We start from the raw sequence: 23,677 nt of genomic DNA, 5'->3' as shown, positions 1-23,677 counted from the left end.
CTAGGAGTTACTTTAGGATAATCACGGATGACGCTACAGGAAGTAGCAGGAGCGTTAGTTTACGCAGGACGGCCAAGATGGCAAGTGGACATTGCAGGATGCAAAAGTGGCAGGAGCTACTTTAAAGGATTACCAGGGATGATGCTACGGGATGTAGCTAAACGATAGATTTCGTGGGTTTGCCAAGATGGCTATGGATATTGCAGGATGCAAAAAGTGGCAGGAGCTACTTCAAAGGATTACCAAGGATGATGCTACAGTATGTAGCCAAACGATAGATTTCGTGGGTTTGCCAAGGTGGCTATGGATATTGCAGGATGCAATGTGAGGGTAAACAAGGTTGTTTACTCGTTCAGGGGATGATAATACGGATTTAAGATAATGGATATCTAGCAGGATGCAGTCCAATTGGGGCGTAACTTTAGTTACGCCTTAGTTTTTTGTGTTGAATTAAATTTATCAACTTAAGACAAATACTCTTAAAGTATATTCAGTTTTATATTTTATGCGGTGGAACAACCACACTTTTCAAAAACTCATTTTCCATAATTAACACACCTTGATAAGCATTTTCACCATCGCTTGAAAATTCAAATATAAATTCACTTTTGATGCCTGGCTTGCCGTTCTTTAAAAAACCAAAGCGGCGTTTTGTGCATGCAACACTCATCAACTGCACCTGCAATTGCTCACTTTGACGTTTAGCATGAACGTTCGCCGCTTCAGCAACCTTTCGGTTAAGCCAAAATAAGTAAATTACACTACCAATAAGTATGAACGTCCATAAACTTGCCATTTAAGAGAATAACCTTCCAATTGCACGCGCGAGGGTTTCGCTACGATTTTCTTTACGTAATAAGCCTAATAAATGCGGGCGAATAGTCGGTATTGCAACTAAGTCAGCAAAAATACTTGGAAACAATTCTTCAATTTTTTGATGATGTGCGCAATTATCCATAAATACATGTAAGCGTTCAGGGTTCTCTAATTGCTTAAAACACCGCCCAGCTATTGTTAGTAACACGTCAGAGTCGTGCCTTACCGGCGAGCTTAGTACAGTATCAACTAATTGAGCGCATAACCCTTGAGCTTGACCTTTTGAAACAGATCTTAGTGCTGCGGTTATAGCTAATGTATCGTTATTACTAATTGCGGTCTGTGTGTAATCAACAAGTAACTCACTCATTGATGTTGGTATTTCAACGTGTTCAAGCATGGCACTGAGTGGTTGCAGTACTTCTATAGGTAAATGCGCCCATGCTTTTTGCAAATTACTTAAGTTTGTATCGCTGTCTAAGCGTAGTGCAAAATCGGCAATACCCTGCAGTGCAACACCTTGCCAATTATCAAAACCAATTTTACCGCTAAAGTATAACTGTGCATGCTCGTAATACTGCGACGTAGGCTGTTTTAATAGTACTTTTACTTGGGCGTTAAATGCCGCTAATTTATTTGCGTTTGGTGTAAAAACATAAGGGTTATTATCAAGTTTTCCATCGGCTTGCTCACCTGTGATTTCAGTGCCTAGCGCTTGAATAACCATATCAGCAAAGTGATCGCGACTTGCACTTACAAGCATGCTTTGCTCATCAAGTGGAAACTTTAAAAACCATACATACGGTTCTTTACTGGCTTTAGTATCCCAAAATTGAATAGCGAGCCAAGCGTGGCCAGCAAGAGGATAAGGGTAAGGCACTTGAGCTTGTTCAATAGCTAAAAATTGTTTTTTATCAAGCTTAGTAATGTGCCTGCCAATATCAAAAGCACGCCACTGAGTACCCGCACCATCTAAAAGCTGACCTAATGTAGCTATTTGATCACTCATTGTTTTCTCAACTGTTTTTACTGCAAAATTACGTTAATTATACGTCATAGCCGCCTATGAGGGAACAGGGTATAATTGCATTACATATATAAAAGAGGGTGGTTATGTACCAGCAAACCCAAACTTATTTAGTGCAGCTAACGGCACTTTTACAAAAACACGCGCTTTGGCAAAGTGAGCCAATAGACGCTGATGCACTGCTTTCAAATACTCCTTTTTGTCACGATACAATGGCGTTTGAGCAGTGGTTACAATTTGTATTTATTAATAAAATACAGCAATTAATAACACATAAACAACCATTGCCTCGTAACTTTGCTATTGCCCCTATGGCGCAAATGACACTTGTGAATAAAGCAGGGAGCGATGAAATAATTGAATTGCTAACAGCCCTTGATTCCTTTTTAGGAGAACCAAATGAGTGAGCGTCCGGCGCCTATAGAATATGGCGAGCTGACTATTTTGTATCAAGATGAAAACTATGTGGCTATAAATAAGCCTTCAGGTTTATTAGTGCATCGCTCGTTTTTAGATAAACACGAAACCCAGTTTGCCATGCAAATGTTGCGCGACCAGCTAGGGCAACATGTATTTCCAGTACATAGGCTCGATAGACCTACGTCGGGCGTATTGCTGTTTGCACTGAGCTCTGAAGCTGCTCGCGATATGAACCAGCTATTTATTGAAGGCACCATTGCTAAGCGCTATTTGGCCTTAGTGCGCGGCTTTGCGCCAGAGTCAGTATTTCTAGATAAACCGCTTAAAGAAGAACTTGATAAAATAGCCGATAAATTTGCAGATCAAGACAAAGCACCGCAAGAAGCGCAAACCCAGTTTAATTGCTTGCACCAAGTTGCATTGCCTATTCCTATAGGTAAGTACCCAACAGTGCGTTACTCGTTGGTTGAGTGTTTTCCAAAAACAGGGCGCAAGCATCAAATTCGCAGACACTTAAAGCACTTATCACTGCCTATTATTGGTGACGTAAATCACGGTGATAACCAGCATAATCAATTTTTTAGGGAGCATTTTGAGCTAAGACGCTTAATGTTATTTGCAACAGAGCTTAGTTTTGTGCACCCTTATAGTAATGAATCAATAACAATTAAAGCGCCACTAGGTGAAGACATGCTTGAAATATGTAAGCAGCTAGGTTGGCCAGAGCAAGAAAAGGATTATTAATGGCACATATTAGTATTTTTGTAGGCAGCGTTAATGGCGGTGCAGAGCGTTTAAGCGATGAAGTTGCAACCACAATTGAGCAAGCGGGTCATACTGCTACAGTAATTACTGAAGCATCACTTGATGATATAAAAAATGCATCGCATATTTTAATTGTTACCTCCACAACAGGGCAAGGTGATGTACCGAGTAATTTGGCAGGGTTGTACTTTGCAATGAATAGCACTTTCCCAATGCTTACCGATAAACCGTTTGGCGTAATTGCAATGGGTGACAGATGTTACGGCGATACATTTTGTGGAGCAGGACGTAGCTTTGACGAGTTACTACGCGATTTACAAGCAAAGCCTGTGGGCAACCGCCTAGAAATAGATGCATGTGAAGATTTTGAACCATGGCCAGTAACTGAGCCTTGGTTAAAAGTATGGCTAGAAAAACTACCTGCTTAATCCTTAACTTTAAGGTATTAAAAAAGGAGCGCATGCGCTCCTTTTTGCTTTTATAGCTTTATAAATTAACTACTTCTAACATCTACTTTAAGTTTTAGCTTTTGGCCAGGTTGTAAGTATTTTTGACCTGCTAAATTATTCCACTTAATAATTTCGTTAACGCTTAGATTAAACTTAGACGCAATACGTGCAAGTGAGTCACCACGGCGTACTTTGTATGTAATAGTACGGTTGGTACTTGCCGTTGCTTGTGGTTTATTAGCTGACTTATACACAGTTAGTTTTTGATTTAGGCGCAGTACAGAGTTTTTCTTTAGCTTATTCCATTTAGCCAGCTCATCCATAGTTACGTCATATTCGCGGCTAATGTCCCATAATGTATCGCCACTTTTAACTGTGTGCGAAAGCTTTGTGCGAGTTGCTTTATTAGCAGCTAAACGCATCTGCTTTGGTAAATGCTCGCTATTTATAGCGCCATCAGTAAGCGGGACTAATAACTCTTGGCCTACTTTAATCGTATTTGATTTGAGTTTATTAAGCGATCGGATTGCACTTGAGCTTGTTGTAAACTTTTTGGCAATTACCGATAAGCTGTCGCCTCGAGCCACAATATAACGCTGCCAGCGTAATCTGTTTTTAACATCAGTGTTTGCTAGTTTTTGGCTAAATTCCTCTGCTTTATCAACAGGCAATAATAAAGAATGAGGGCCATTAGGATCAGTTGCCCAGCGGTTAAAACCAGGGTTTAATCTGTATAACTCAGTAAGCGTCATATCAGCCATATCAGCAGCAAGCGCTAAATCTATTTGCGATCCAACATCAACCACTTCAACCACTTGTGCATTAATTACTGGTTGCCATGTAACGTTAAAATCATCTGAGCGTTTTAATAAATCGGCAAGTGCTAATAACTTTGGTACGTAGGCTGTTGTTTCGCTAGGTAAATCAAGAGACCAAAAATCGGTAGGTAAATGCTTTTTACGATTCTTTTTAATAGCGCGCATCAAGCGCCCTTCACCCGAGTTGTAAGCAGCAATCGCATTTAGCCAATCGCCTTCAAGTGTTTTATGTAAATACGATAAGTAGTCAAGTGCTGCGCGAGTCGATTGCACTATGTCGCGACGACCGTCGTACCACCAGTTTTGCTTTAAATCGAATCGCTCACCGGTTGCAGGCATAAACTGCCAAATGCCAGATGCGCTGCGATTAGAATAACCAAACGGGTCAAATGCACTTTCTACAATAGGCAGTAGTGCAATTTCGATTGGCATTTCGCGCTTTTCTACTTCTTCAACGATAAAGTGTAAGTAAGGTTCTGCACGTTTAGAAATACGATCTAAATAGGCTTGGTGGCGAGCGTAATAATTACGTTCAGTAACAACAGGGCGGTTTTGCGGTATTTCGATAGAAAGTTGGTAGCGAATTCGCTCCCATACATCATCAAACACGGGAGCTTCTTGCTCATCAGGGTCAACTTGCTGATATTGTGCGTTTACCATCAATGCATTGTTAATGTCGTTAGGACTTGCGCCTTCGAGTTGTTGGTTTGCTTGCGTGGCGACTTGAGAGTCTGAGTCTAGAGTTGTCACAGTTTGACAACCACTTAGCGCTAACGCCAAGGCTACTAATAGGGGAGATTTATTCATAAATACCAATACATCGGGTAAAAAACTCGGCGAATACTACCTGTTATGAGTTAACATTGCCACTTAATGACTTTTTAAAACGCAGAAATAGAATCATCACTATATCTTAAGTTAATGATTCTAATAAAATAAATATTAAAGTATTAGTTTGTGCATTAAAAATTGTCTTTGAACTGTCTCAGACTAGCAAAGTTTCCCCAAGGTTCATTGTTTTTTGTAACCGAGATGAATTTTTCTGGCACTAACTCTGTAATGGTTGGCAAATCGCTACGCATAAATGGATTTATTTTTAGCTCCTGTCCAATAGAAGTGGGTAGGGAGATTTGGTTATTACTGCGTAATTCATCTACTTTTTTACTGTACGCAAGGAGTTCTGGGTTACGTGGTTCAACCGCTTTGGCAAAGGCAAGATTAGCTTGCGTGTATTCGTGCGTGCAATACACACTGCAGCTTGCAGGCAGCTCTCTTAGTTTATTAAACGATTCCCACATTTGCTTTGGCGTGCCTTCAAATAAGCGCCCACATCCACCGCTAAACAATGTATCGCCTGTAAAAGCAAGTTCATCATTTGTATAGCAAATATGATCAAGCGTGTGCCCAGGAGTTGCCAAAATATTAAAGTTAATATTAAGCACACTGATGCTTTGACCATCAGTGAGTGCGTGAGTGACGCCTTTAAATGGACTATTTGCGGGGCCATAAACCGATATATCTGGATAGGCGTCAACTAATGCAGCTACGCCATCAGTGTGGTCGTAGTGATGATGCGTAATTAAAATACCACCAAGCGTTAGTTTGTGCTCAGCTAGATACGCTAATACGCTCTGTGCTTGGCCTGGATCGACTACCCATGCTTGGTTACTGTTATCGGTAGTTAAACACCAAATGTAATTATCAGAAAAGGCTTTAATTGCTTTGACTTGCACCATGGTAAATTGCTCTATAAAGTGACACTTACCGCATAGTATAACGAGCTCAAAAAATGAAACCAGCCCTTAGTTTTCAAGAAGGACCCAAACCACTGTCGTGGCAACAGTTTCCTCATGGGGATTATTTGCGCAAAGATATTGAACGCAAAATGGAGCAATGGCTGCCGCGTATGTTTGGCTATCATATGCTTAAGCTAGGTAATTTAAGTGGCGAATTAAATACAAGTATAAGTACGATTAAACACCAAGTGTGTGTTGCAGAGCCTGGGCCTTACACTGGGGTAGTTGCTGACATAGATGAACTGCCATTTTACGAGCACAGTATTGATGCATGCATACTAAGTCACTGCTTAGAGTATCATTCAGACCCACATCACATTTTACGAGAAGCACATCGCACACTTATTCCGGGCGGCTATATAGTAATTACGGGATTTAACCCGTTTAGTTTGTGCGGACTTGCACAAATGCTGCCTTTTAGTGGTCAGAAATTACCATGGACGGGGCGCTTTTTTACACCTGCGAGGGTTAAAGATTGGCTAAACTTACTTGGTTTTGAAATTGTAAGTGACGAACGTTTTATTTATTCATCACTGGCAAGAGGTAATAGGCTATCAAGGTTTGAGTTTTGGCGGACTTTTGCAAAACAGTATTTAAAACCGATGGGCAGTGTTTATATGCTGGTGGCACGAAAAAGAGTTGCGCCACTTACGCCAATAAAACCTAAGTGGCATGCAAGGCCGCAGTTTGCGCCAGTAAAAGGGGCAGGGCTTAGACAAACGTCAAAGCAACACTTTAAATCGTGCGAGCAAGAAAATAATACCAATTGCATTAAATAAGTGATCTATTATAGCGCTAAGAAAATAGCACATTAACAAGGCGAAATTGTGACATATAGTTGTTCTATATGAATAATTATTAACGCAGTTAGTGAGTTATATAATGCGATAGAATGAACATGTTTTTAATAAAATTGGTATAACAGCAACTAGCTTAGAATAAATTAAGGCTGGTAGCCTACATCTTCTAGTAAATCTTTACTGCCAGCGGCATCGCGCGCTAAATCGTCAACTATTTCGTTGTACTTATGGCCGCTATGCCCTTTAACCCATTTCCAGGTTACATTGTGCTCGCTACAGGCTTTATCTAGGCGTTTCCATAAATCGACGTTTTTAACCGGCTTTTTAGCTGATGTTAACCAGCCACGTTTTTTCCAGTTAGTGATCCACGATTCAATACCTTGCTTAACATATTGGCTATCGGTTGTTAGATTTACTTCGCATTCTCGAGTGAGTGATTCTAGGGCTACAATAGCCGCGAGCATTTCCATTCGGTTATTCGTTGTGAGTTTATAACCTTGGCTCATTTCTTTTTCGTGGCCGTTATAAATCATAAAAATACCATAACCGCCGGGGCCTGGATTACCTAAACATGAGCCATCGGTGTAAATCTCTACGGTTTTTTGCACTGTTTTACCTTGATCTTATGTACAATAAAGTGATTATAGAAAGATACCAGAATCAGGCTAAATTCGATATGGCACGTAGACAAATAGTTTTAGATACAGAAACCACCGGCATCGACCCTAAACAAGGGCACCGTATTATAGAAATTGGGTGTGTGGAGTTAGTAAATCGCCGTTTAACAGGCAATAATTTTCACGTTTATATAAACCCACAACGCCCAAGTGAAGAAGAAGCAATCGACGTTCACGGTATCACTAACGAATTTTTACGTGATAAACCGTTGTTTCATCAAATTGCCCAAGAGTTTTTCGACTATATTGAAGGGGCAGAGTTAGTTATTCATAACGCCCCGTTCGATGTTGGTCATATGGATAACGAATTTGCGCTGCTTAATCAGGGCTATCCTAAAACAGATACTTTTTGTCAAGTTCTCGACACGCTTAAAATGGCGCGTGACTTGCATCCAGGTCAAAAGAACAACCTTGATGCATTATGTCGTCGTTACGATGTAGATAACGGTAAACGAACGCTTCACGGCGCGCTTCTGGATTCTGAGATTTTAGCCGATGTTTACCTTGCCATGACGGGCGGTCAAACAAAGCTGAATTTGAATCAAAATAAAGATGACGGCAGCGAGCAACAGAAGGGCGGTATAAAGCGTTTAAATAGTGATAGAGCCCCATTAGTTGTTCTGCGAGCAAGCGACGCTGAGCAAAGCGCACACGAAGCACGATTAGATCTTGTAAACAAAGAAGGCGGCCAATGTATATGGCGCGCTGAATAAGGCGATTTAATGAAAACGATGTATTTTGTAACAGCGTTATGTGCAGCTAGTTTATTTACTGGCAATGCATATGGCGTAAAACAAGTAGAAGTGCTCAAGCGCGATGGGCATCAAAATGAGATCCCTTTACTTGATAATCGTTTTCGCATAGATAGCAAAATAGATGAAATAACACTGCTTTTTTTTAGAAAATCAGGTGCACCTGCTGTTATTTTAGTGAGGCCCGATGGCAGTAAGTACTTTGCTACTGACTCAGTTAAAAACCCTAACTTAGATTGGTTTGATGAACTCAGCTACGATTTAGTAACCATAAAAAAACCTATGGCAGGTCCTTGGCAAGTAATAGGCAGTATTTTACCCGACAGCAGAATAGTTGTATTAGGCGAGATATCTCTTGAAGCAGAGCCTCTTCCTTCAATGTTGTTTAGGGGGGAGACAATAAAAATCACCGGAAAAATACTAAATGACGGTGAGCCAATTAATACAAACCTATTTAGAGATGTTGTTAGCCTTAATGTTGACTTTGTAAGTACCAACAATGAAAACTTTGCTAACTTTGGCGCAGGCATTCAAGAAGTAGCTGAATTTAAAGACGATGGACGTGGATTTGATGAGCGCCCTAAAGATGGTGTATTTACCGGCGAGTTTACTTTAGATTTCCCTGCGGGTGAATGGACACCAGAGCTTTACGTTGCGACACCTTTGCTGCAGCGTCGCATTGTGCAAAATACAATAGAAGTGCACGAACCGCCTTTTGTAACCGAAGTCGCGTTAGCAGAGCAAGACACAGACGAGCATCTGTTAACTATAAATATAGACCCAAGTATTGTTAAGCCAGAAACAGTCATCATCCAGGGGAAAATCTACTATCCCAATAACGAAGAGCAAATGTTTACCATAGATGCTGCTGCTAACGATTCACGTCAACTTAGTGTAAAAAATTATGATTGGGGTAGATATAGTGTTGAACTGTCTGTTTTTGGCACTAATATTAATGGTCGTGAATTTATGGCAACGCTACCAACGTATAAATTTGAGATAGAACGACCCATAGAAGCTGTGCCCGAAATTGATCCGGCAACGATTATTACGCCAGATAAAATGATTGAGAGTGAGCCTGTTGAAGAAAAAATGGCCACATCTACAATTATTAGTTTAATTGTAGGCTGCAATACGCTCATTTTATTACTCGGTTGGTTGTTAATTCGTATATTTGTTCAGAAAAAACCGATTAAATTTAAAGTGAAGCTGCCTTTTTTAAAGAAAAAGAAAACAAGTGAAGGTGATGTTGCCGACACAGAAAAAAATCAAGTCGGTAAAAATGGCTCAAAAAATGACAGATCAGGTGAAATTTTAAACCTTTCGATGACAGATGACTAAAAAACCTATAAAAAAACAAAAAAGCCCTTGACGAAATAGGGGTTGGTTCGTATTATTCACGCCGCTGTCAGGGAGACCTAAACAGCAACGGAAATATGGAGTGGTAGTTCAGTTGGTTAGAATACCGGCCTGTCACGCCGGGGGTCGCGGGTTCGAGTCCCGTCCACTCCGCCATTTTCGTAAAACTTGTAAGTAAAAGCTGGAGTGGTAGTTCAGTTGGTTAGAATACCGGCCTGTCACGCCGGGGGTCGCGGGTTCGAGTCCCGTCCACTCCGCCAACACTTACACAACGTATGGTTGTAAAACATATTCTTATTATGGAGTGGTAGTTCAGTTGGTTAGAATACCGGCCTGTCACGTCGGGGGTCGCGGGTTCGAGTCCCGTCCACTCCGCCACACGTACACAACGTATGGTTGTAAAACATATTCTTAGTATGGAGTGGTAGTTCAGTTGGTTAGAATACCGGCCTGTCACGCCGGGGGTCGCGGGTTCGAGTCCCGTCCACTCCGCCAATAAGAAAAAATAACAGTTTAAATATGCGCTGGAGTGGTAGTTCAGTTGGTTAGAATACCGGCCTGTCACGCCGGGGGTCGCGGGTTCGAGTCCCGTCCACTCCGCCAACTATTTAAACAATGTTATATTACAAAATTTGTATGCTGGAGTGGTAGTTCAGTTGGTTAGAATACCGGCCTGTCACGCCGGGGGTCGCGGGTTCGAGTCCCGTCCACTCCGCCACTTGTTATTTCCTCAATAACAAGTGGCGGAGTGGACGGGACTCGACCCCGCGCCCCCCGGCGTGACAGGCCGGTATTCACACCAACTGAACTACCACTCCGCAATGGTATGTGCATGGGGTAATGCACTTACCACTGCGGAGTGGTAGTTCAGTTGGTTAGAATACCGGCCTGTCACGCCGGGGGTCGCGGGTTCGAGTCCCGTCCACTCCGCCATTTGATATCATGATTAAAATTAGTAAGTGCATTACCCCATGCACATACCACTGCGGAGTGGTAGTTCAGTTGGTTAGAATACCGGCCTGTCACGCCGGGGGTCGCGGGTTCGAGTCCCGTCCACTCCGCCACTTGTTATTTCCTCAATAACAAGTTTATAAAATCCTTGATTAAATAATTTAGTAAAACATTCTTTGGCTATCAGCTAAAAAATCGACTTTTTAATATTCCTCTTATTCCTAAATATTCATCTTCTTCTATCTCCATGAATAGTTAAACACTTAGCACTGAATACCGCTCCAGTCTTAAATTGCCCCATGGTGTCACACATGACGTAATTAGCTCTTATCGGCTATAACGGCTAGTTAAAGTATTTACTCGTGCCAGAAGCTATTTCAGCGATTTTAACCACCTTAATTTTTTCATGGGTGGTATGCAGTGTGAGCTACAGCACCACTCCAATCATTATACCAATCCGCAATAATACTTAATCATTTTGCGGGGCTAAACGTGTCGCTACCTGTGTTAAAAAATTCTCATTTAGAAAAACTAAATAGCGAATTTTTTGCCTAGCTATCAACACGTTTCTCCATCCTCAAAATAGATCACTTAATTAAGCGAATTGGTATTAGTTGTTTCTCATAACAGAATTCTTATAATGAATAGTCAGTTTAGAGGGATATTTTATGATTGAAGTCATAAGCTTAAATAAGCAATTTTCAGGCAATGTTGTTTTTAAGGATTACAACAAAGTTTTTTCAGATCAAAAGGGGTGTATTGAAGCGCCTAACGGCCAAGGAAAAACGACATTACTTATGATGCTAGCAGGACTTGAAAAGCCGCAAAGTGGTTCACTTTTATTCGCTGGTAGCCGATTGAACACTCCAACAAAAACCGTAGCAATTGCCAGTGACCGTATTGCGTTACCAGATTTTTTAACTGCAAATCAAATTATTGATTTATCTGTTAACACATTAGGTTGCGATTGGCCCCATTCGCTGGTTAACGGGTTTAACTTTAATGCATTTTTAAATACGCGATTCGAAGCACTGTCGTCGGGCAATCAAAAAAAATGCCAGCTAATTTTAGCATTAATGCGTAAATCACCTTATTTATTATTAGATGAGCCAAGTGCTGCGCTCGATCAAACCAGTATTCACACTCTTTTAAGCCAACTCGATGCTTATTTGGCTGACAAACCCAATGGGCAAATTATCATTACTTGCCACGAGCCCGCTGTGTTTATTGAGCATGGTTTTAAGTGTGTCTCGCTATGAGTATCATAAGCATAAAAAGCAAACTTAATCAGTATCTCGCGTTTATAGGTTACCGGTATTTAGCGTACACGTTTGAGCTTAAGCAATTGCTTCAACAGCTAAAAAACTTTGGTTTGTTATTTTTAGTGGTGTTGGGATCATCCGCTCTTGGTTTTGTATTATTGCTTTTTTTAGGCTTAGGGAAAATTATAGATAGTGCAGATACGCCTTTATATGGCGCGCAAATGGCACTATTTTACTTGTTATTGCAAAGCGTGATGATAAGCGCAATGAAACTGGCGATTAAAAATAGTAACCAACGGCTGTTTCAACTTACGATCGCTCACCCTAGCTGGCTTCACCTTGCCGATATTAAATTGTTATTTATCAGCAATGGCTGGCTTATCGCTAGTTTGTTGATAGCGCTTGATCTTACCTTTGAACAGTGGTTAAAGGTGCCGCATTTTATAGTATTTATGTTTATTCAGTTAGGATTAGGCATTGTGTGTTTATACAAACCTAGCGCACTAGTTTATGGTTTTATGTTAAGCGGCCTTTTTTTATTCACTCCCATCAACATACCGCCGCTTATTTATCATATTGTTTTTTCAATCATCTTTAGCATTAGCTTGCTTATACCTAGAGTTAATATAAATGGGCATGTCAGTGTTCGGTCACTGTTTGGTTTTTGGTTTTGCTACTTTATAAATCACAGCTGGACACTGGTATGGCGTATGTCGTTACTTTTATGTGTGTTTATGGCCTCGACTACGTTAGTCGCTGAGCGTGCTGATCTCGTTAATATACTTGATGCTGTGGCGATGGCTTTTATTGTATTATTTTGCAGCTCATTACAATTTGATTGCGCTAAAATTTATGCACAATATCGCTTGTTTTTTAATACATGCCAAAAAGCACGGACGTTTTATATTAGCCAGTTTATACCTAGTATGCTGTTGTTTTTAGCGACCTTTGTAACTTACAGCATTACGTTTGAGAGATTAAACATTATTTTGTTGAGTTTAGGTTTACCGTGGTGTTTGTTGCAGGTTAATTTTGCACAAAAAAAACCAGCGCATTATGCGCTGGTTTGGATTTTTTTTACAGCTGGGGTGCTTGCTTTACTAAATTAGTTAAGCAGCATCAGCTTCTTTTTTAACGCTATTACGTGCGGCTTTGCCTGCAAGTAAGTCAGCAGGGTCGAAGTCATCAACGTTAATAACATCTAAACGCGATTGCTCAACAGCAGCTAGTTTATCAGCCTCTGCTTGGCTTAATATGCCTGCTTCAAGCCCCATTTGCGCTACTTTATCAAGCTGGAAGAATGGCAGTTTAAGACCTTTTTCTTTGCATACACGGTCAAATAATGGCTCAACAGCAAGTACGTCTTTAAGCGTTTGCTCTTGACGACCTACAAGGTTGAGCGGCTCATTTGTTAAGTATACATAGCTTGCTAAACGGTTACGCGTTTCGCTAGGTACTTGTAGTAGTTGCGCAAGTTTATGCTCAAGTTGGTCAGTTGGTTTACGAACCGGGCGACCAAACGGGAATAACAATACTTTTAACACGGCACGTAGTGGAGCCGAAGGCATGTTATTAATTAAATCAGCAAGTGCACGTTGGCAATGGTAAAGGTGATCTTGGCAACTCCATTTTACTAGAGCAAAATCTTCTTTTTTACGGCCTTCGTCGTTGTAACGCTTAAGCGTTGCAGACACTAAGTATAAGTAACTAAGTAAGTCACCTAAACGTGCTGAAATACGTTCTTTACGTTTTAGTGAACCACCAAATACTGCCATGCTAATGTCTGACATAAGAGCAAGTGATGCACTAAAGCGTGACGCTATACGGTAAAACTCAGCGGTTTCGTCGTTGTACGGCACACTTGTAAAACGAGCGCCGGTAAGAGCAAGCCACTTAGTACGTACAAGGTTCGACATAGTAAAACCAATGTGACCCATTAGCGCTTTATCAAATACGCTAAGCGCTTCTTCACGGTCTTCAATTTCGCACGCACCTAGCTCGGTAAGTACAAATGGATGACAGCGAATAGCACCTTGACCATAAATAATCATATTACGGGTCAAGATGTTTGCACCTTCAACGGTAATGGCAATAGGTGCACCTTGATAGCCACGACCTAAATAGTTATTTGGCCCAAGCATGATGCCCTTACCGCCAAGTACATCCATTGCATGAATAGTTGCATCACGCATTTGCTCTGTCAGGTGGTATTTAATAATGGCAGAAACAACAGATGGCTTTTCGCCTAAATCAACAGCACCCGTAGACATACTAACCGCAGCATCAGAGCTGTAAGCGTAACCAGCTAATTTAGCAAGTGACTCTTCAACACCTTCCATTTTACCTATAGGTAAACGGAACTGACGACGAATGCGGCTATAAGCACCTGTCGCAATAGCAATCATTTTAATGCCACCGGCAGAGTTTGACGGCAATGTAATTGCACGACCAACCGATAAACATTCAACCAACATGCGCCAGCCTTGACCAGCCATATCTGGACCACCAATAATATAATCAAGTGGTACGAAAATGTCTTTACCGCGAGTAGGGCCATTTTGAAATGGTACGTTTAGTGGGAAGTGTCTACGACCAATTTCTACTCCAGGAGTATCCGTTGGAATAAGTGCACATGTAATGCCTGGCTCTTTATTGTCGCCAATTAGGCCGTCTGGATCTTGTAATTTAAACGCAAGTCCAAGCACGGTAGCCACTGGGGCAAGTGTAATGTAACGCTTATTCCACGTTAAACTAACACCCACAACCTCTTCACCATTCCATTGCCCTTTACATACCACACCGTAGTCTGGAATTGAACTTGCATCAGAACCCGCTTCTGGCGAAGTTAATGCAAAACATGGAATTTCTTGACCGCTCGCTAGGCGCGGTAAGTAATGATCTTTTTGCTCTTTTGTACCATAGTGTTGTAATAATTCACCTGGGCCTAAAGAGTTCGGTACACCAACAATTGACGAAAGTAATGTTGATTTACTTGTTAGTTTTTGAAGTACACAAGACTGTGCAAATGCAGAAAACTCTAAACCGCCGTATTCTTTTTTGATGATCATGGCAAAGAATTTATTATCTTTTAGATATTGCCATACATCTTGAGGAAGGTCGGTTAACTCGTGCGTTGCTTCCCAATCGTCCAACATGCTACATACTACTTCAACAGGGCCATCAACAAAGGCTTGCTCTTCAATAGTAAGTTTAGGAACTGGGTATTGGTGAAGTTTTTTCCAATCTGGGTTACCGCAAAATAAGTCAGCTTCCCACCACGTCGTACCGGCATCAATAGCTGATTTTTCAGTATCAGACATGCTTGGCGTTACTTTTTTAAACGTAGCAAAAATAGGCTTGATGATATATTGCTGACGAAGGCCAGTAACAGAAAGAGGAACCGCGATGATCAAAAAGATCAACCAGCTAATTAAACCAAAAGCACCTGCAAAGGTACCAATTAATAAAGTTATAGCCGAAACACCAAGTGCTGTGTTCCAACTTGCTCTGTGGTAAACCGCAGTGCAAAGCAACGCGATTAGAACCAGTGTAAATATGAGTGTCATTTTTATTCCTTAATAGAGGTCAGACCACCTCACTTAGAGTAGCGCTAGTAACAGTAATTTTCAAGTACATAACGATGTTAAATTGTAGTAGAAAGTAACTTAAATACGATATTTAATTACCCGACAGAGGAACGCACAATAACTATCGTATAGTCAAAGCATTAACCGTAAGTAGTGTTAATGTAAAAATAAATAAATCTAATAGCAAAATGACACTTTTTAAGTAAGTATAGCCGTTATAGCGGGCTGCAAATTAGTGTACGCTTAATACACAAATATAACGCTATTTATTTTAATGTATGGTTTTTAAGGGTTATTTTATTAATGTGTGAATTACTTGGCATGTCAGCCAATGTGCCTACCGATATTTGTTTTAGTTTTTCAGGCCTTTTAGAGCGTGGCGGAAACACGGGACCACATAAAGATGGTTGGGGTATTACATTTTACGAAGGTAAAGGCTGTAGAACCTTTAAAGATCCTGAGCCGAGTTATCAATCTGAAATTGCAAAGCTAGTTAAAGCATACCCCATTAAAAGTGTCTCGGTTATTAGCCATATTCGCCAAGGTAACCGCGGGAGAGTATGCCTTGAAAATACTCATCCTTTTACGCGAGAGTTATGGGGGCGTGAAATCACTTACGCTCATAACGGGCAGTTATCTAATTATCATGATTTAAAAACAGAGTACTATCGCCCAGTGGGTAACACCGATAGTGAACTCGCTTTTTGTTGGTTACTTGATAAAATTCGCGAAAAATACCCAAAGCGTCCAAGTAATATGGCGTCGGTTTTTAGATACGCTGCTAAGTTGTCGCATACGTTGCGTGAAAAAGGGGTGTTTAATATGTTATTGACCGACGGGGTGTTTGTTTTAGCGTATTGCACTAATAACTTACATTACATAACGCGCCGTGCGCCATTTGGTAAAGCAACGTTGATTGATGCCGACATGGTGGTTGATTTTCAACAAGAGACCACACCAAACGATGTAGTGACGGTAATAACAACAAGGCCATTAACTAACGATGAGCGTTGGCAAAAAATGGAGCCGGGAGAATTTGCATTGTTTAAGATGGGTGAGCTAATTTAGCCCACCTATTTTATTACTGATTTATTTAAAAGCTAGTTAGCTTCTTGAGGTTGTTGTGCTGTAGCAGGCGCAACAGCTGTAGGTGCAGTAACAGTAAATGAATTCATTTGAACTTCAAACTGCTCCATACCTTTTTCGCCTTTCCACATACGTACCAGCATGTAATCCATTTCTGGCGCAAACCACGCAATCGCTTGGCGTTTATCGTTATCGTATAAACGTTTTACTTTAATGGCTTCTACATTACCAATAGGCAACGAAATCATCTCGGTGCCAGATACTTCAAAGTTGTAGTCGCGGCGATTACCTTTTTTGTCTATAAGCGGGAATGAAAAGCTCGTTTCACCTTTTTTCAATCCTTCGCGCACTTGCACTTGGTACGAAATAGCATCCTGAAATTCATCAGTCCATTCGCATTTTAGTGGGTATTCGCTAGCGCTGCTAGTCACTACTTTGTTTGTTGTATCAAAATCAATTTTATAATCTTTATCTGGGCCTGTACCGGTGCGGATCATATTGTAATGATGCGGGGTAACCTTACCATCTTTAAAGGTAAACTCTGATGTTTCTTCACGAGAATCAGAAAAGATCATCCACTCAATATTGCTGTGGTATGTTAGTTCATAAGTATCATCGCCCGTTTTTTTGAGCTCACGAACAGCCTCACCATGATTTTTACCTTTGCGTAAAATATCGTAATTAGCTTGATACTGGGTCAATTCGCCTGCAATTAGGCTAGTTGGAAGTAAAGCGCCCGCACATAACAACAGGGCACTTATTTTTTTATTGTGGGTAGTGCGCGCCGTGTGCAGGAAGTTGTTTTTTGTCAAGAACTGCATAATCTGCTTCCATAGTAAGTCTGTGTTCACTGAACCACTTGACCACCAAAGGATAAATTATATGCTCTTGCTCATGCACGCGTTTTGCTAATGTTTCTGCTGTATCATCCTTGAGTACAGGTATTTGCGCCTGAAGGATAACGGGACCGCCGTCTAATTCTTCAGTAACAAAGTGAACACTTACGCCATGAACATCGTCTTTTGCATCAATTGCTCTTTGGTGGGTATTCAGCCCCTGATACTTAGGCAACAAAGATGGATGAATGTTCAACATTTTTCCAACATATTTTTGCACTAAGCCAGGAGTAAGAATACGCATAAACCCAGCTAATACAACTAGATTTGGCATAAAAGAGTCGATAACGTTCATTAATTGCGCATCGTACGCTTCGCGCGAGTCAAAATCTTTATGACTGAGCACTTTTGTAGCAATACCTGCTTTTTTTGCACGCTCTAGGCCATAAGCGTCTGCTTTGTTACTAATAACAGCCGCTATATGTCCGTTTATCTCGCCACGTTCGCAGGCATCTATGATGGCTTGTAAATTAGAGCCACTACCTGAGATTAAAACTACCAGACGAGTCGGTGCCATTACTTAGCACCACCTACAATTTCAACTTGCTCTTCGCCAGCTGCTGCATCTTGAATTTCACCAAGGTGCCATGCATTTTCGCCCAAGTCTTTTAGCATTGTTAAGCTTTGCTCAAGTTTGTCTGCAGGGACTACTAAAACCATACCTACACCACAGTTAAATGTACGGTACATTTCGTGTGTAGTAATATTGCCGTTTTCTTGTAACCAATTAAAAATTGGTGGCCACTGCCAGCTATCACCTTTAACTACAGCTTTTGCTGAAGCGGGTAATACACGTGGAATGTTTTCCCAAAAACCGCCGCCAGTAATATGCGAAAGCGCATGTACGTCAACGTTTTTGAATAACTCAAGTAAAGGTTTTACGTAAATACGAGTAGGCTCAAGTAAAGTTTCGCCTAAAGTTTTACCTTCAAAGTCAGCGCTGGTATCAGCTTTTGACACTTCAAGTACTTTACGAATTAAAGAGAAGCCATTTGAATGAGGGCCGCTTGAAGCAAGTGCAATAAGCTGATCGCCTGCTGCTACTTTTGTGCCATCAATAATTTTTGATTTTTCTACAACGCCTGTACAAAAGCCTGCCATGTCGTAGTCTTCACCATCATACATACCTGGCATTTCAGCTGTTTCGCCACCAATTAGGGCACAACCTGAAATTTCACAACCTTTGCCAATACCTGTAACTACGTCAGCTGCTGTGTCTATATCTAGTTTACCAGTTGCATAGTAATCTAGAAAAAACAGGGGTTCAGCACCTTGAACAATTAAGTCGTTTACACACATTGCAACTAAATCAATACCAACAGTATCGTGTTTTTTTAAGTCGATTGCTAAACGTAGTTTAGTACCAACGCCATCTGTGCCTGCAACTAATACTGGTTGCTTGTAGCCTTCAGGAATTTCGCAAAGTGCGCCAAAACCACCAATTCCGCCCATTACTTCAGGACGACGAGTTTTTTTAACTACGCCTTTAATACGCTCAACAAGTGCATTACCAGCGTCGATATCTACGCCCGCGTCTTTATAGCTTAGAGACTGTTTTTGTTCGCTCACAGGTTTTCCTCAAAATAGTTGTTTTGGGTTGCTTAGAAACGCGCGTATTTTACAACAATTGCAAGGTCGCGGCTAGCTCAAATGTAATTTTGAAATAATTAACAAGGACACTTGTCCGCTGTCTGTTGTTTAAATAAACAAAAAAACGCCCGTAGGCGTTTTTTTAGTATTAAAGGCGTTAAATTAACAGCTATGCTTTTGCGGTTAATATGGCTCGAAGTGGAGCGGGGTAGCCTTCAATTGTTTTACTTGTATCGTTTGGATCTAAAAAGTCGATTAACGATTCGTTTTCCATCCAATCGGTTTTGCGTTGCTCTTCAAGCGTTGTAATAGCGCAATCTTTTATTTGTACATCTTTAAAGCCAACGCGTTCCATCCACAGTTTTAATGCTGCAGTACTTGGAATAAACCAAACGTTGCGCATTTTAGCGTAGCGGTCGGTAGGCACTAATACTGTGTTTTCATCACCTTCAATTACTAGCGTTTCAAGTACGAGTTCGCCGCCGGGGCGAAGCTGGGCTTTTAACTGCGCTAAAAAGTCGATAGGTGAGCGACGATGATAAAGTACGCCCATCGAAAAAACCGTATCAAACGCTTTAAGCTCAGGTAATGCTTCAACGCCTAGTGGCAGTAAATGCACGTTTTCGTCTGGGTTGTAGTGTTTAATTGCCTGAAACTGACATAAAAATAAATCAGACGGATCAATACCCACTACAAACTCTGCGCCTTCACCGCGCATACGCCATAAATGATAACCTGAGCCACAACCAATATCTAATACGGTGCGGCCTTTTAATGGCTCAATATGAGGAAGCAGGCGGTCCCACTTCCAATCACTGCGCCACTCTGTGTCTATTTTAATACCGTGCACACTAAATGGGCCTTTGCGCCATGGCATCATGCGTTTTAATAAATGCATGGCTTGCTTTTGCTCGCCATCACTCATCTCCCCTGGTGCGCCAATTTCTACCTTAGTAGAAATATCAACGTGTGTTGTAGCCACCTCTGGCAAGTTTTTAAGTACTTTTTGCCATTTAGGTAAATCACCGTGGCTAGCCTCGTTTTGCCAATGTTTTAATTGTGCAGGAAGGGTTTCTAGCCAGTGACTAAGTGGGCTTTGTGCGATAGATGCGTAAAATTGATTAAACCATTGAGACATGGATGACTCTCTTTATTTAATTGCTACCATTGAGCAAAAATTAAAACATTGATACCACACTTGAGTTTGGCTAAAACCAATATCTTGTAAGCGAGTAAAGTGAGCGCTTAGTGTATCTGGGCGCATAACGTTTTCGATGGCGGTACGCTTTTGGCTTATTTCAAGCTCAGAGTAACCATTGTGTCGTTTAAAGTCGTGGTGCAAATCAATCAATAAATTGTCGCATTGCTCGTTTTCAGCTTTAATTTTTTCGCTTAACAGTAATACGCCGCCAGGTTTTAAATTAGCGTATATTTTTTCAAGTACGGCTTGGCGCTGCGCGTGTGGAATAAACTGCAGCGTAAAGTTCATTGCTACTACTGAGGCGTTTTGAATCTCAAGCTCGTTAATATCGCCCAAAGTAACAGTAACAGGCACATCTGATTTAAAACCTTGTAAATGTACCTTACAACGCTCAACCATAGCTTGAGAATTATCTACCGCTATTATATGGCAGTTATCGGTGCGAATATTTCGTCGCATGCTAAGCGTTACTGCACCCAGTGAGCAGCCTAAATCATAAAGATTTGAGTTACTTTGCGCGTATTCACCCGCAAGTTTACCCATTGTACTTACAATAGTTGCGTAGCCCGGTACCGAGCGCTGGATCATATCTGGAAAAACTTCGACTACATTTTGGTCAAAGCTAAAATCTTTTACTTGTTGCTCAGAGGCATAAATACTGTCTTTTATGGTCACGAAGGCAGTCTCTTTGTAAATAATGGCGCTATTTTAACATTTTATACTGGATAGTCAGTGATAAATTCAGTAGCTTGACTAGAATTATGAATAATAAGTATAAAAGAGAAGATTAAATGAGCAAAAGTAAGGTCATCAGCACAGACGATATATTAGCAACCCTTTGTCATTCAGTGACAGGCGTACTCACATCAGCCAGCGGTAATGGTATTAGCTACTCAGCCATGGTGCAAAAAATAACACGTACATGTATGCGACCAGATATTGGCTGCTTTGTTTTATTTGACGGCGGTTTTACAGGGCTTGTAATTACCAACTTTACTTCGCAAGCGGCGATGGAAATTTATGGCGATTACATGCGCAACATGGGGATGCCAGAAGATGAAATAGCACATAGCCATTTATCAGACGACGTATCAAACGTACTAGGCGAGTTGATGAATCAAATTGTTGGCGACTTTACGTCTAAAGTGCGCGAGCAATTACATACGTCTATTACGCAAAACCAGCCAAAAATGATGGCAATAAATAAGCAAGTGCAAATATCGGTAGATACCACAATGGATCGCCCGCAAGCCCGCCGCGTAACATTCACCACAAGTAAACAAAATATCTTTTACTTGGAATTAGCGATGGATAAAACAGAGTTTATTAAATTACACGACTTTGATATTGCAGAAGCACTAGACCCAGATGACATAATTGAAAACGAAGCTAAAAAGAAGGCTGAAAAAGAAAACTCAAAGGCTAAAGATGTTGTGCAAGACGATGCCGATGACGACTTTATGGCAGGCCTAGGGCTTTAAGTCTATTTACGTAGAAGAGATACAAGGTTGGGTTGAGTGAAACGAAACCCAACGTTTGCTCTATCAACTCTTCGCTATCTGCTTTTAGTAGGTTGATACGATCCATAAAAACGCGATTTGATATCGCGTTTTTTATTAACCAAAATATAAATTCTCTTTAGTATTAGTAAGGATATTTTAAATGACTGATATGGAAAACGGTGATTGCAAGCTTACAAAAGAAGTTGGGAAGTTTGTAAAGTCGCACATAATACCGAAATCCCTAACTAGGCCAAACATTTCAGGGAATAAATTTATTGAAAAGAAAGTGACTAATCGCGGACCCTTTTATGGCAAAGCAAGTGATAGCTGGTATGACCCAAATATAGTGACCCAAAAAGGTGAAGATATTTTAGCGTATTTAGATACTTTGGCTATTGAGGAGCTTCGAGGTTTAGGTTTGGTTTGGTCTAGTCATTTATTTAAAGCAAACTCTGCCAAACAGCAAAATAGCCTCAGACTAGTAAAATTTCAAAGACCCAAATTAATTAGAAAATACTTTCTTAGCCTTTTGTGGAGAGCTGCAGTAACAAAAATTTCGGCATTTAGTGAAGTTAATTTAAATGCAAAAAACATTGAACTTCTTAGACAGATTATAGTTGGTGAGAAGGAAGATAATAGAGCTATTTTTCCAATTAGCTTGGTTCAGTTATCTACAAAAGGTCATACAGTCAATTTAGCACCATTTAAGCAAAAGATGGATATTAATGGAGGTGAGAATATATATCGCTTCTATCATGATGGACTTGTTATTCATATGTATATTGATGATCCGCGGTTGTCTGTTTTAAAATCTTCGGTTGATTATAATCACCCTATGTTCATTGGATTGGACATAACTATTATTAACCAAATCAATTATGAAAATTCATTTCAATATCAAAATACTTTGAAACATACAAAAGAATATTTCAATCACTTTCCTAGCCAACGTCCAGCTAAAGCATCTAAGAGTACTCATAAATAAGGATTCTCTCCCATCGCCACTACTGCACAAAAAATTCTTAAATCTAACTCTAGCTGGTGATAACTCGGCTCCATATGGCAGCAACGTTTATAAGAGCCTTTTTTGTGGTCTTTTTCTTTAAAGTTAGCGAGCTCATGTACTACTAACGTTTTTAGGTATAGCTCAAGTGCGCGGGAGCAAATCATTGTTTATCGAAAAATTAATGCGTTGGGAACCATACTTCCCTCGTTTTTAATGCTGTTATTTTAAGCGGCTAAACCTACTCTTTAAATTTATAGCCCACACTATAAACCGCTGCTATTGGGTTTAGTCCTGCTTGAATGTCGTTAATCTTTTTTCGTATATTTTTAATGTGTGTATCAATGTTGCGATCGGATATGTCGGTTGTGTCGCTGTATACGTTATTAATAATATCTTCGCGGGTAAAAACACGACCTACGTGGCTTATAAATAATAAAAATATTTTAAACTCGACGGCGGTAAAGCCAATGCTTTTGCCGTTTAGGCGGGCTTCGTAATCGTCTTTGTGTAATTGAAAATTATTATGATTGATGATGTTGGTTTTAGGCTGGCTGGTCCTTCTTAGTACGGCTTTTATGCGTGCTATAACTTCTTTAGGGCTGAAAGGTTTGCATATGTAGTCATCGGCGCCGAGCTCTAAACCCAGTAAGCGGTCTATTTCTTCACTTTTTGCGGTAAGCATAATAATAGGCACACTTGAAAAGGCTCTAATTTGCTTACATAGCTCTGTGCCATCAACATCTGGCAGCATTAAATCAAGAAGTATTAAATCTACAGCGTTTTGTTTTACAAAACTAACTACACCTTTGCCACTATTAAAGTGCTCAGTTTCGTAATTTTGTTGCTTAGCATAGGCAATAAGTACCTCTGCAATGTTTTCTTCGTCTTCAACAATAAGTATTTTTTGTGATGCCATT

General features: G+C 40.6%; 23 protein-coding genes, 9 tRNA genes and 1 pseudogene. 19 read left to right on the top strand and 14 right to left on the bottom strand.

Annotated features, from left to right (window positions below):
* Window positions 1-496: 496 nt before the first annotated feature.
* Both I6F43_RS12810 and I6F43_RS12805 read right to left on the bottom strand, forming a co-directional pair.
* A complete protein-coding gene (locus I6F43_RS12810; RefSeq protein ID WP_002963032.1) occupies window positions 497-796 on the bottom strand; it encodes a DUF3301 domain-containing protein in 300 nt (99 codons plus the stop codon).
* Window positions 797-1,825, bottom strand: a complete 1,029-nt coding sequence (locus I6F43_RS12805) for a DUF3549 family protein (protein WP_197102650.1) — start codon at window positions 1,823-1,825, stop codon at window positions 797-799.
* A gap of 104 nt (window positions 1,826-1,929) precedes the next feature.
* Between I6F43_RS12805 and I6F43_RS12800 the strand changes: the two genes are divergently transcribed.
* Genes I6F43_RS12800 through I6F43_RS12790 form a run of 3 tightly spaced genes read left to right on the top strand, consistent with a single transcriptional unit; the run spans window position 1,930 to window position 3,456 of the window.
* Window positions 1,930-2,250, top strand: coding sequence for a YqcC family protein (locus I6F43_RS12800; protein WP_197102649.1), 321 nt, complete (start codon window positions 1,930-1,932; stop codon window positions 2,248-2,250).
* Window positions 2,243-3,007, top strand: a complete 765-nt coding sequence (gene truC / locus I6F43_RS12795) for a tRNA pseudouridine(65) synthase TruC (protein ID WP_024593675.1) — start codon at window positions 2,243-2,245, stop codon at window positions 3,005-3,007. The genes I6F43_RS12800 and truC overlap by 8 nt, the downstream gene beginning before the upstream one ends.
* Window positions 3,007-3,456: a flavodoxin gene (locus tag I6F43_RS12790; protein ID WP_193154415.1), complete on the top strand. Its 450-nt coding sequence runs from the start codon at window positions 3,007-3,009 to the stop codon at window positions 3,454-3,456. The genes truC and I6F43_RS12790 overlap by 1 nt, the downstream gene beginning before the upstream one ends.
* A 65-nt stretch (window positions 3,457-3,521) precedes the next feature.
* Here I6F43_RS12790 and I6F43_RS12785 read toward each other — a convergent pair whose 3' ends face one another.
* Window positions 3,522-5,102 carry a LysM peptidoglycan-binding domain-containing protein gene (locus tag I6F43_RS12785; protein ID WP_007586008.1) on the bottom strand — a complete coding sequence of 527 codons (1,581 nt, stop codon included), beginning with the start codon at window positions 5,100-5,102 and terminating at the stop codon, window positions 3,522-3,524.
* Between the two features lie 155 nt (window positions 5,103-5,257).
* Window positions 5,258-6,031 (bottom strand): hydroxyacylglutathione hydrolase, encoded by a 774-nt coding sequence (gloB, locus tag I6F43_RS12780; RefSeq protein WP_101217181.1) that lies wholly within the window; start codon window positions 6,029-6,031, stop codon window positions 5,258-5,260.
* A gap of 53 nt (window positions 6,032-6,084) precedes the next feature.
* On the opposite strand from gloB, the gene I6F43_RS12775 reads away from it, so the two are divergent.
* Window positions 6,085-6,870 carry a class I SAM-dependent methyltransferase gene (locus tag I6F43_RS12775; protein WP_101217180.1) on the top strand — a complete coding sequence of 262 codons (786 nt, stop codon included), beginning with the start codon at window positions 6,085-6,087 and terminating at the stop codon, window positions 6,868-6,870.
* Between the two features lie 164 nt (window positions 6,871-7,034).
* Here I6F43_RS12775 and rnhA read toward each other — a convergent pair whose 3' ends face one another.
* Window positions 7,035-7,499, bottom strand: a complete 465-nt coding sequence (rnhA, locus tag I6F43_RS12770; RefSeq protein WP_007378210.1) for a ribonuclease HI — start codon at window positions 7,497-7,499, stop codon at window positions 7,035-7,037.
* Window positions 7,500-7,567: 68 nt separating this feature from the next.
* Between rnhA and dnaQ the strand changes: the two genes are divergently transcribed.
* From dnaQ to I6F43_RS12730, 8 genes are all read left to right on the top strand, one after another.
* Window positions 7,568-8,281, top strand: a complete 714-nt coding sequence (dnaQ, locus tag I6F43_RS12765) for a DNA polymerase III subunit epsilon (protein ID WP_007586004.1) — start codon at window positions 7,568-7,570, stop codon at window positions 8,279-8,281.
* 9 nt (window positions 8,282-8,290) lie between these two features.
* A complete protein-coding gene (locus tag I6F43_RS12760; RefSeq protein WP_197102648.1) occupies window positions 8,291-9,661 on the top strand; it encodes a TIGR03503 family protein in 1,371 nt (456 codons plus the stop codon).
* 97 nt (window positions 9,662-9,758) lie between these two features.
* Window positions 9,759-9,835, top strand: a tRNA-Asp gene (locus tag I6F43_RS12755).
* Between the two features lie 27 nt (window positions 9,836-9,862).
* Window positions 9,863-9,939, top strand: a tRNA-Asp gene (locus tag I6F43_RS12750).
* 41 nt (window positions 9,940-9,980) lie between these two features.
* Window positions 9,981-10,057 (top strand) — tRNA-Asp (locus I6F43_RS12745).
* A 40-nt stretch (window positions 10,058-10,097) separates the two neighbouring features.
* A tRNA-Asp gene (locus I6F43_RS12740) sits at window positions 10,098-10,174 on the top strand.
* A gap of 31 nt (window positions 10,175-10,205) precedes the next feature.
* Window positions 10,206-10,282 (top strand) — tRNA-Asp (locus I6F43_RS12735).
* A gap of 38 nt (window positions 10,283-10,320) precedes the next feature.
* Window positions 10,321-10,397: transfer RNA gene (locus I6F43_RS12730), tRNA-Asp, on the top strand.
* A gap of 23 nt (window positions 10,398-10,420) precedes the next feature.
* Here I6F43_RS12730 and I6F43_RS12725 read toward each other — a convergent pair.
* A tRNA-Asp gene (locus I6F43_RS12725) sits at window positions 10,421-10,497 on the bottom strand.
* Between the two features lie 38 nt (window positions 10,498-10,535).
* On the opposite strand from I6F43_RS12725, the gene I6F43_RS12720 reads away from it, so the two are divergent.
* From I6F43_RS12720 to I6F43_RS12705, 4 genes are all read left to right on the top strand, one after another.
* A tRNA-Asp gene (locus I6F43_RS12720) sits at window positions 10,536-10,612 on the top strand.
* A 54-nt stretch (window positions 10,613-10,666) separates the two neighbouring features.
* Window positions 10,667-10,743: transfer RNA gene (locus I6F43_RS12715), tRNA-Asp, on the top strand.
* A 555-nt stretch (window positions 10,744-11,298) separates the two neighbouring features.
* Window positions 11,299-11,889 carry an ABC transporter ATP-binding protein gene (locus I6F43_RS12710; RefSeq protein ID WP_101163173.1) on the top strand — a complete coding sequence of 197 codons (591 nt, stop codon included), beginning with the start codon at window positions 11,299-11,301 and terminating at the stop codon, window positions 11,887-11,889.
* The gene (locus tag I6F43_RS12705) at window positions 11,886-13,001 is read left to right on the top strand and encodes a DUF6136 family protein (RefSeq protein ID WP_121954354.1); all 1,116 of its coding nucleotides are present in this window, start codon (window positions 11,886-11,888) and stop codon (window positions 12,999-13,001) included. Before I6F43_RS12710 ends, I6F43_RS12705 begins: the two co-directional genes overlap by 4 nt.
* Here I6F43_RS12705 and fadE read toward each other — a convergent pair whose 3' ends face one another.
* A complete protein-coding gene (fadE, locus tag I6F43_RS12700; RefSeq protein ID WP_121954353.1) occupies window positions 13,002-15,458 on the bottom strand; it encodes an acyl-CoA dehydrogenase FadE in 2,457 nt (818 codons plus the stop codon). It abuts the gene before it with no gap.
* A gap of 324 nt (window positions 15,459-15,782) precedes the next feature.
* On the opposite strand from fadE, the gene I6F43_RS12695 reads away from it, so the two are divergent.
* Window positions 15,783-16,547: a class II glutamine amidotransferase gene (locus I6F43_RS12695; protein WP_024597920.1), complete on the top strand. Its 765-nt coding sequence runs from the start codon at window positions 15,783-15,785 to the stop codon at window positions 16,545-16,547.
* Between the two features lie 32 nt (window positions 16,548-16,579).
* Here I6F43_RS12695 and I6F43_RS12690 read toward each other — a convergent pair whose 3' ends face one another.
* From I6F43_RS12690 to cmoA, 5 genes are all read right to left on the bottom strand, one after another.
* The gene (locus tag I6F43_RS12690) at window positions 16,580-17,314 is read right to left on the bottom strand and encodes a DUF3108 domain-containing protein (protein ID WP_076924399.1); all 735 of its coding nucleotides are present in this window, start codon (window positions 17,312-17,314) and stop codon (window positions 16,580-16,582) included.
* Window positions 17,315-17,330: 16 nt separating this feature from the next.
* Window positions 17,331-17,978 carry a phosphoribosylglycinamide formyltransferase gene (gene purN / locus I6F43_RS12685; protein WP_197102647.1) on the bottom strand — a complete coding sequence of 216 codons (648 nt, stop codon included), beginning with the start codon at window positions 17,976-17,978 and terminating at the stop codon, window positions 17,331-17,333.
* Window positions 17,978-19,030, bottom strand: coding sequence for a phosphoribosylformylglycinamidine cyclo-ligase (gene purM / locus I6F43_RS12680; RefSeq protein WP_101163170.1), 1,053 nt, complete (start codon window positions 19,028-19,030; stop codon window positions 17,978-17,980). Before purM ends, purN begins: the two co-directional genes overlap by 1 nt.
* 190 nt (window positions 19,031-19,220) lie before the next feature.
* On the bottom strand, window positions 19,221-20,189 hold the full coding sequence (cmoB, locus tag I6F43_RS12675; protein ID WP_197102646.1) for a tRNA 5-methoxyuridine(34)/uridine 5-oxyacetic acid(34) synthase CmoB: 969 nt from the start codon (window positions 20,187-20,189) through the stop codon (window positions 19,221-19,223).
* Between the two features lie 12 nt (window positions 20,190-20,201).
* On the bottom strand, window positions 20,202-20,927 hold the full coding sequence (gene cmoA, locus I6F43_RS12670; protein ID WP_007378000.1) for a carboxy-S-adenosyl-L-methionine synthase CmoA: 726 nt from the start codon (window positions 20,925-20,927) through the stop codon (window positions 20,202-20,204).
* A gap of 116 nt (window positions 20,928-21,043) precedes the next feature.
* Between cmoA and I6F43_RS12665 the strand changes: the two genes are divergently transcribed.
* The gene (locus I6F43_RS12665; protein WP_197102645.1) at window positions 21,044-21,733 is read left to right on the top strand and encodes a DUF3334 family protein; all 690 of its coding nucleotides are present in this window, start codon (window positions 21,044-21,046) and stop codon (window positions 21,731-21,733) included.
* A gap of 181 nt (window positions 21,734-21,914) precedes the next feature.
* The gene (locus I6F43_RS12660) at window positions 21,915-22,739 is read left to right on the top strand and encodes a hypothetical protein (protein WP_197102643.1); all 825 of its coding nucleotides are present in this window, start codon (window positions 21,915-21,917) and stop codon (window positions 22,737-22,739) included.
* Here I6F43_RS12660 and I6F43_RS20150 read toward each other — a convergent pair.
* Both I6F43_RS20150 and I6F43_RS12655 read right to left on the bottom strand, forming a co-directional pair.
* Window positions 22,730-22,931 (bottom strand): annotated as a pseudogene (locus I6F43_RS20150) (metal-dependent hydrolase); the annotation flags it as partial. The gene I6F43_RS12660 and the pseudogene I6F43_RS20150 overlap by 10 nt on opposite strands.
* Window positions 22,932-22,998: 67 nt before the next feature.
* Window positions 22,999-23,676, bottom strand: a complete 678-nt coding sequence (locus tag I6F43_RS12655) for a response regulator (RefSeq protein WP_197102641.1) — start codon at window positions 23,674-23,676, stop codon at window positions 22,999-23,001.
* Window position 23,677: the final 1 nt, after the last annotated feature.

It is taken from the genome of Pseudoalteromonas sp. NZS71_1 (assembly GCF_015864305.1).
Taxonomy (GTDB): domain Bacteria; phylum Pseudomonadota; class Gammaproteobacteria; order Enterobacterales; family Alteromonadaceae; genus Pseudoalteromonas; species Pseudoalteromonas arctica.
The sequence above is the reverse complement of the archived record's forward strand: the minus strand, read 5'-3'. Positions and strand labels throughout refer to the sequence as shown.

Excerpts from the sequence above, each read along its gene's own strand:
- I6F43_RS12810 (WP_002963032.1), bottom strand. The coding sequence starts at position 796 with ATGGCAAGTTTATGGACGTTCATACTTATTGGTAGTGTAATTTACTTA.
- I6F43_RS12705 (WP_121954354.1), top strand. The coding sequence starts at position 11,886 with ATGAGTATCATAAGCATAAAAAGCAAACTTAATCAGTATCTCGCGTTT.
- purN (WP_197102647.1), bottom strand. The coding sequence starts at position 17,978 with ATGGCACCGACTCGTCTGGTAGTTTTAATCTCAGGTAGTGGCTCTAAT.
- gloB (WP_101217181.1), bottom strand. The coding sequence starts at position 6,031 with ATGGTGCAAGTCAAAGCAATTAAAGCCTTTTCTGATAATTACATTTGG.
- dnaQ (WP_007586004.1), top strand. The coding sequence starts at position 7,568 with ATGGCACGTAGACAAATAGTTTTAGATACAGAAACCACCGGCATCGAC.
- fadE (WP_121954353.1), bottom strand. The coding sequence starts at position 15,458 with ATGACACTCATATTTACACTGGTTCTAATCGCGTTGCTTTGCACTGCG.
- I6F43_RS12790 (WP_193154415.1), top strand. The coding sequence starts at position 3,007 with ATGGCACATATTAGTATTTTTGTAGGCAGCGTTAATGGCGGTGCAGAG.
- I6F43_RS12655 (WP_197102641.1), bottom strand. The coding sequence starts at position 23,676 with ATGGCATCACAAAAAATACTTATTGTTGAAGACGAAGAAAACATTGCA.
- I6F43_RS12710 (WP_101163173.1), top strand. The coding sequence starts at position 11,299 with ATGATTGAAGTCATAAGCTTAAATAAGCAATTTTCAGGCAATGTTGTT.
- I6F43_RS12775 (WP_101217180.1), top strand. The coding sequence starts at position 6,085 with ATGAAACCAGCCCTTAGTTTTCAAGAAGGACCCAAACCACTGTCGTGG.
- cmoB (WP_197102646.1), bottom strand. The coding sequence starts at position 20,189 with ATGTCTCAATGGTTTAATCAATTTTACGCATCTATCGCACAAAGCCCA.
- truC (WP_024593675.1), top strand. The coding sequence starts at position 2,243 with ATGAGTGAGCGTCCGGCGCCTATAGAATATGGCGAGCTGACTATTTTG.
- I6F43_RS12665 (WP_197102645.1), top strand. The coding sequence starts at position 21,044 with ATGAGCAAAAGTAAGGTCATCAGCACAGACGATATATTAGCAACCCTT.
- I6F43_RS12695 (WP_024597920.1), top strand. The coding sequence starts at position 15,783 with ATGTGTGAATTACTTGGCATGTCAGCCAATGTGCCTACCGATATTTGT.
- I6F43_RS12805 (WP_197102650.1), bottom strand. The coding sequence starts at position 1,825 with ATGAGTGATCAAATAGCTACATTAGGTCAGCTTTTAGATGGTGCGGGT.
- I6F43_RS12660 (WP_197102643.1), top strand. The coding sequence starts at position 21,915 with ATGACTGATATGGAAAACGGTGATTGCAAGCTTACAAAAGAAGTTGGG.
- I6F43_RS12785 (WP_007586008.1), bottom strand. The coding sequence starts at position 5,102 with ATGAATAAATCTCCCCTATTAGTAGCCTTGGCGTTAGCGCTAAGTGGT.
- I6F43_RS12760 (WP_197102648.1), top strand. The coding sequence starts at position 8,291 with ATGAAAACGATGTATTTTGTAACAGCGTTATGTGCAGCTAGTTTATTT.
- I6F43_RS12800 (WP_197102649.1), top strand. The coding sequence starts at position 1,930 with ATGTACCAGCAAACCCAAACTTATTTAGTGCAGCTAACGGCACTTTTA.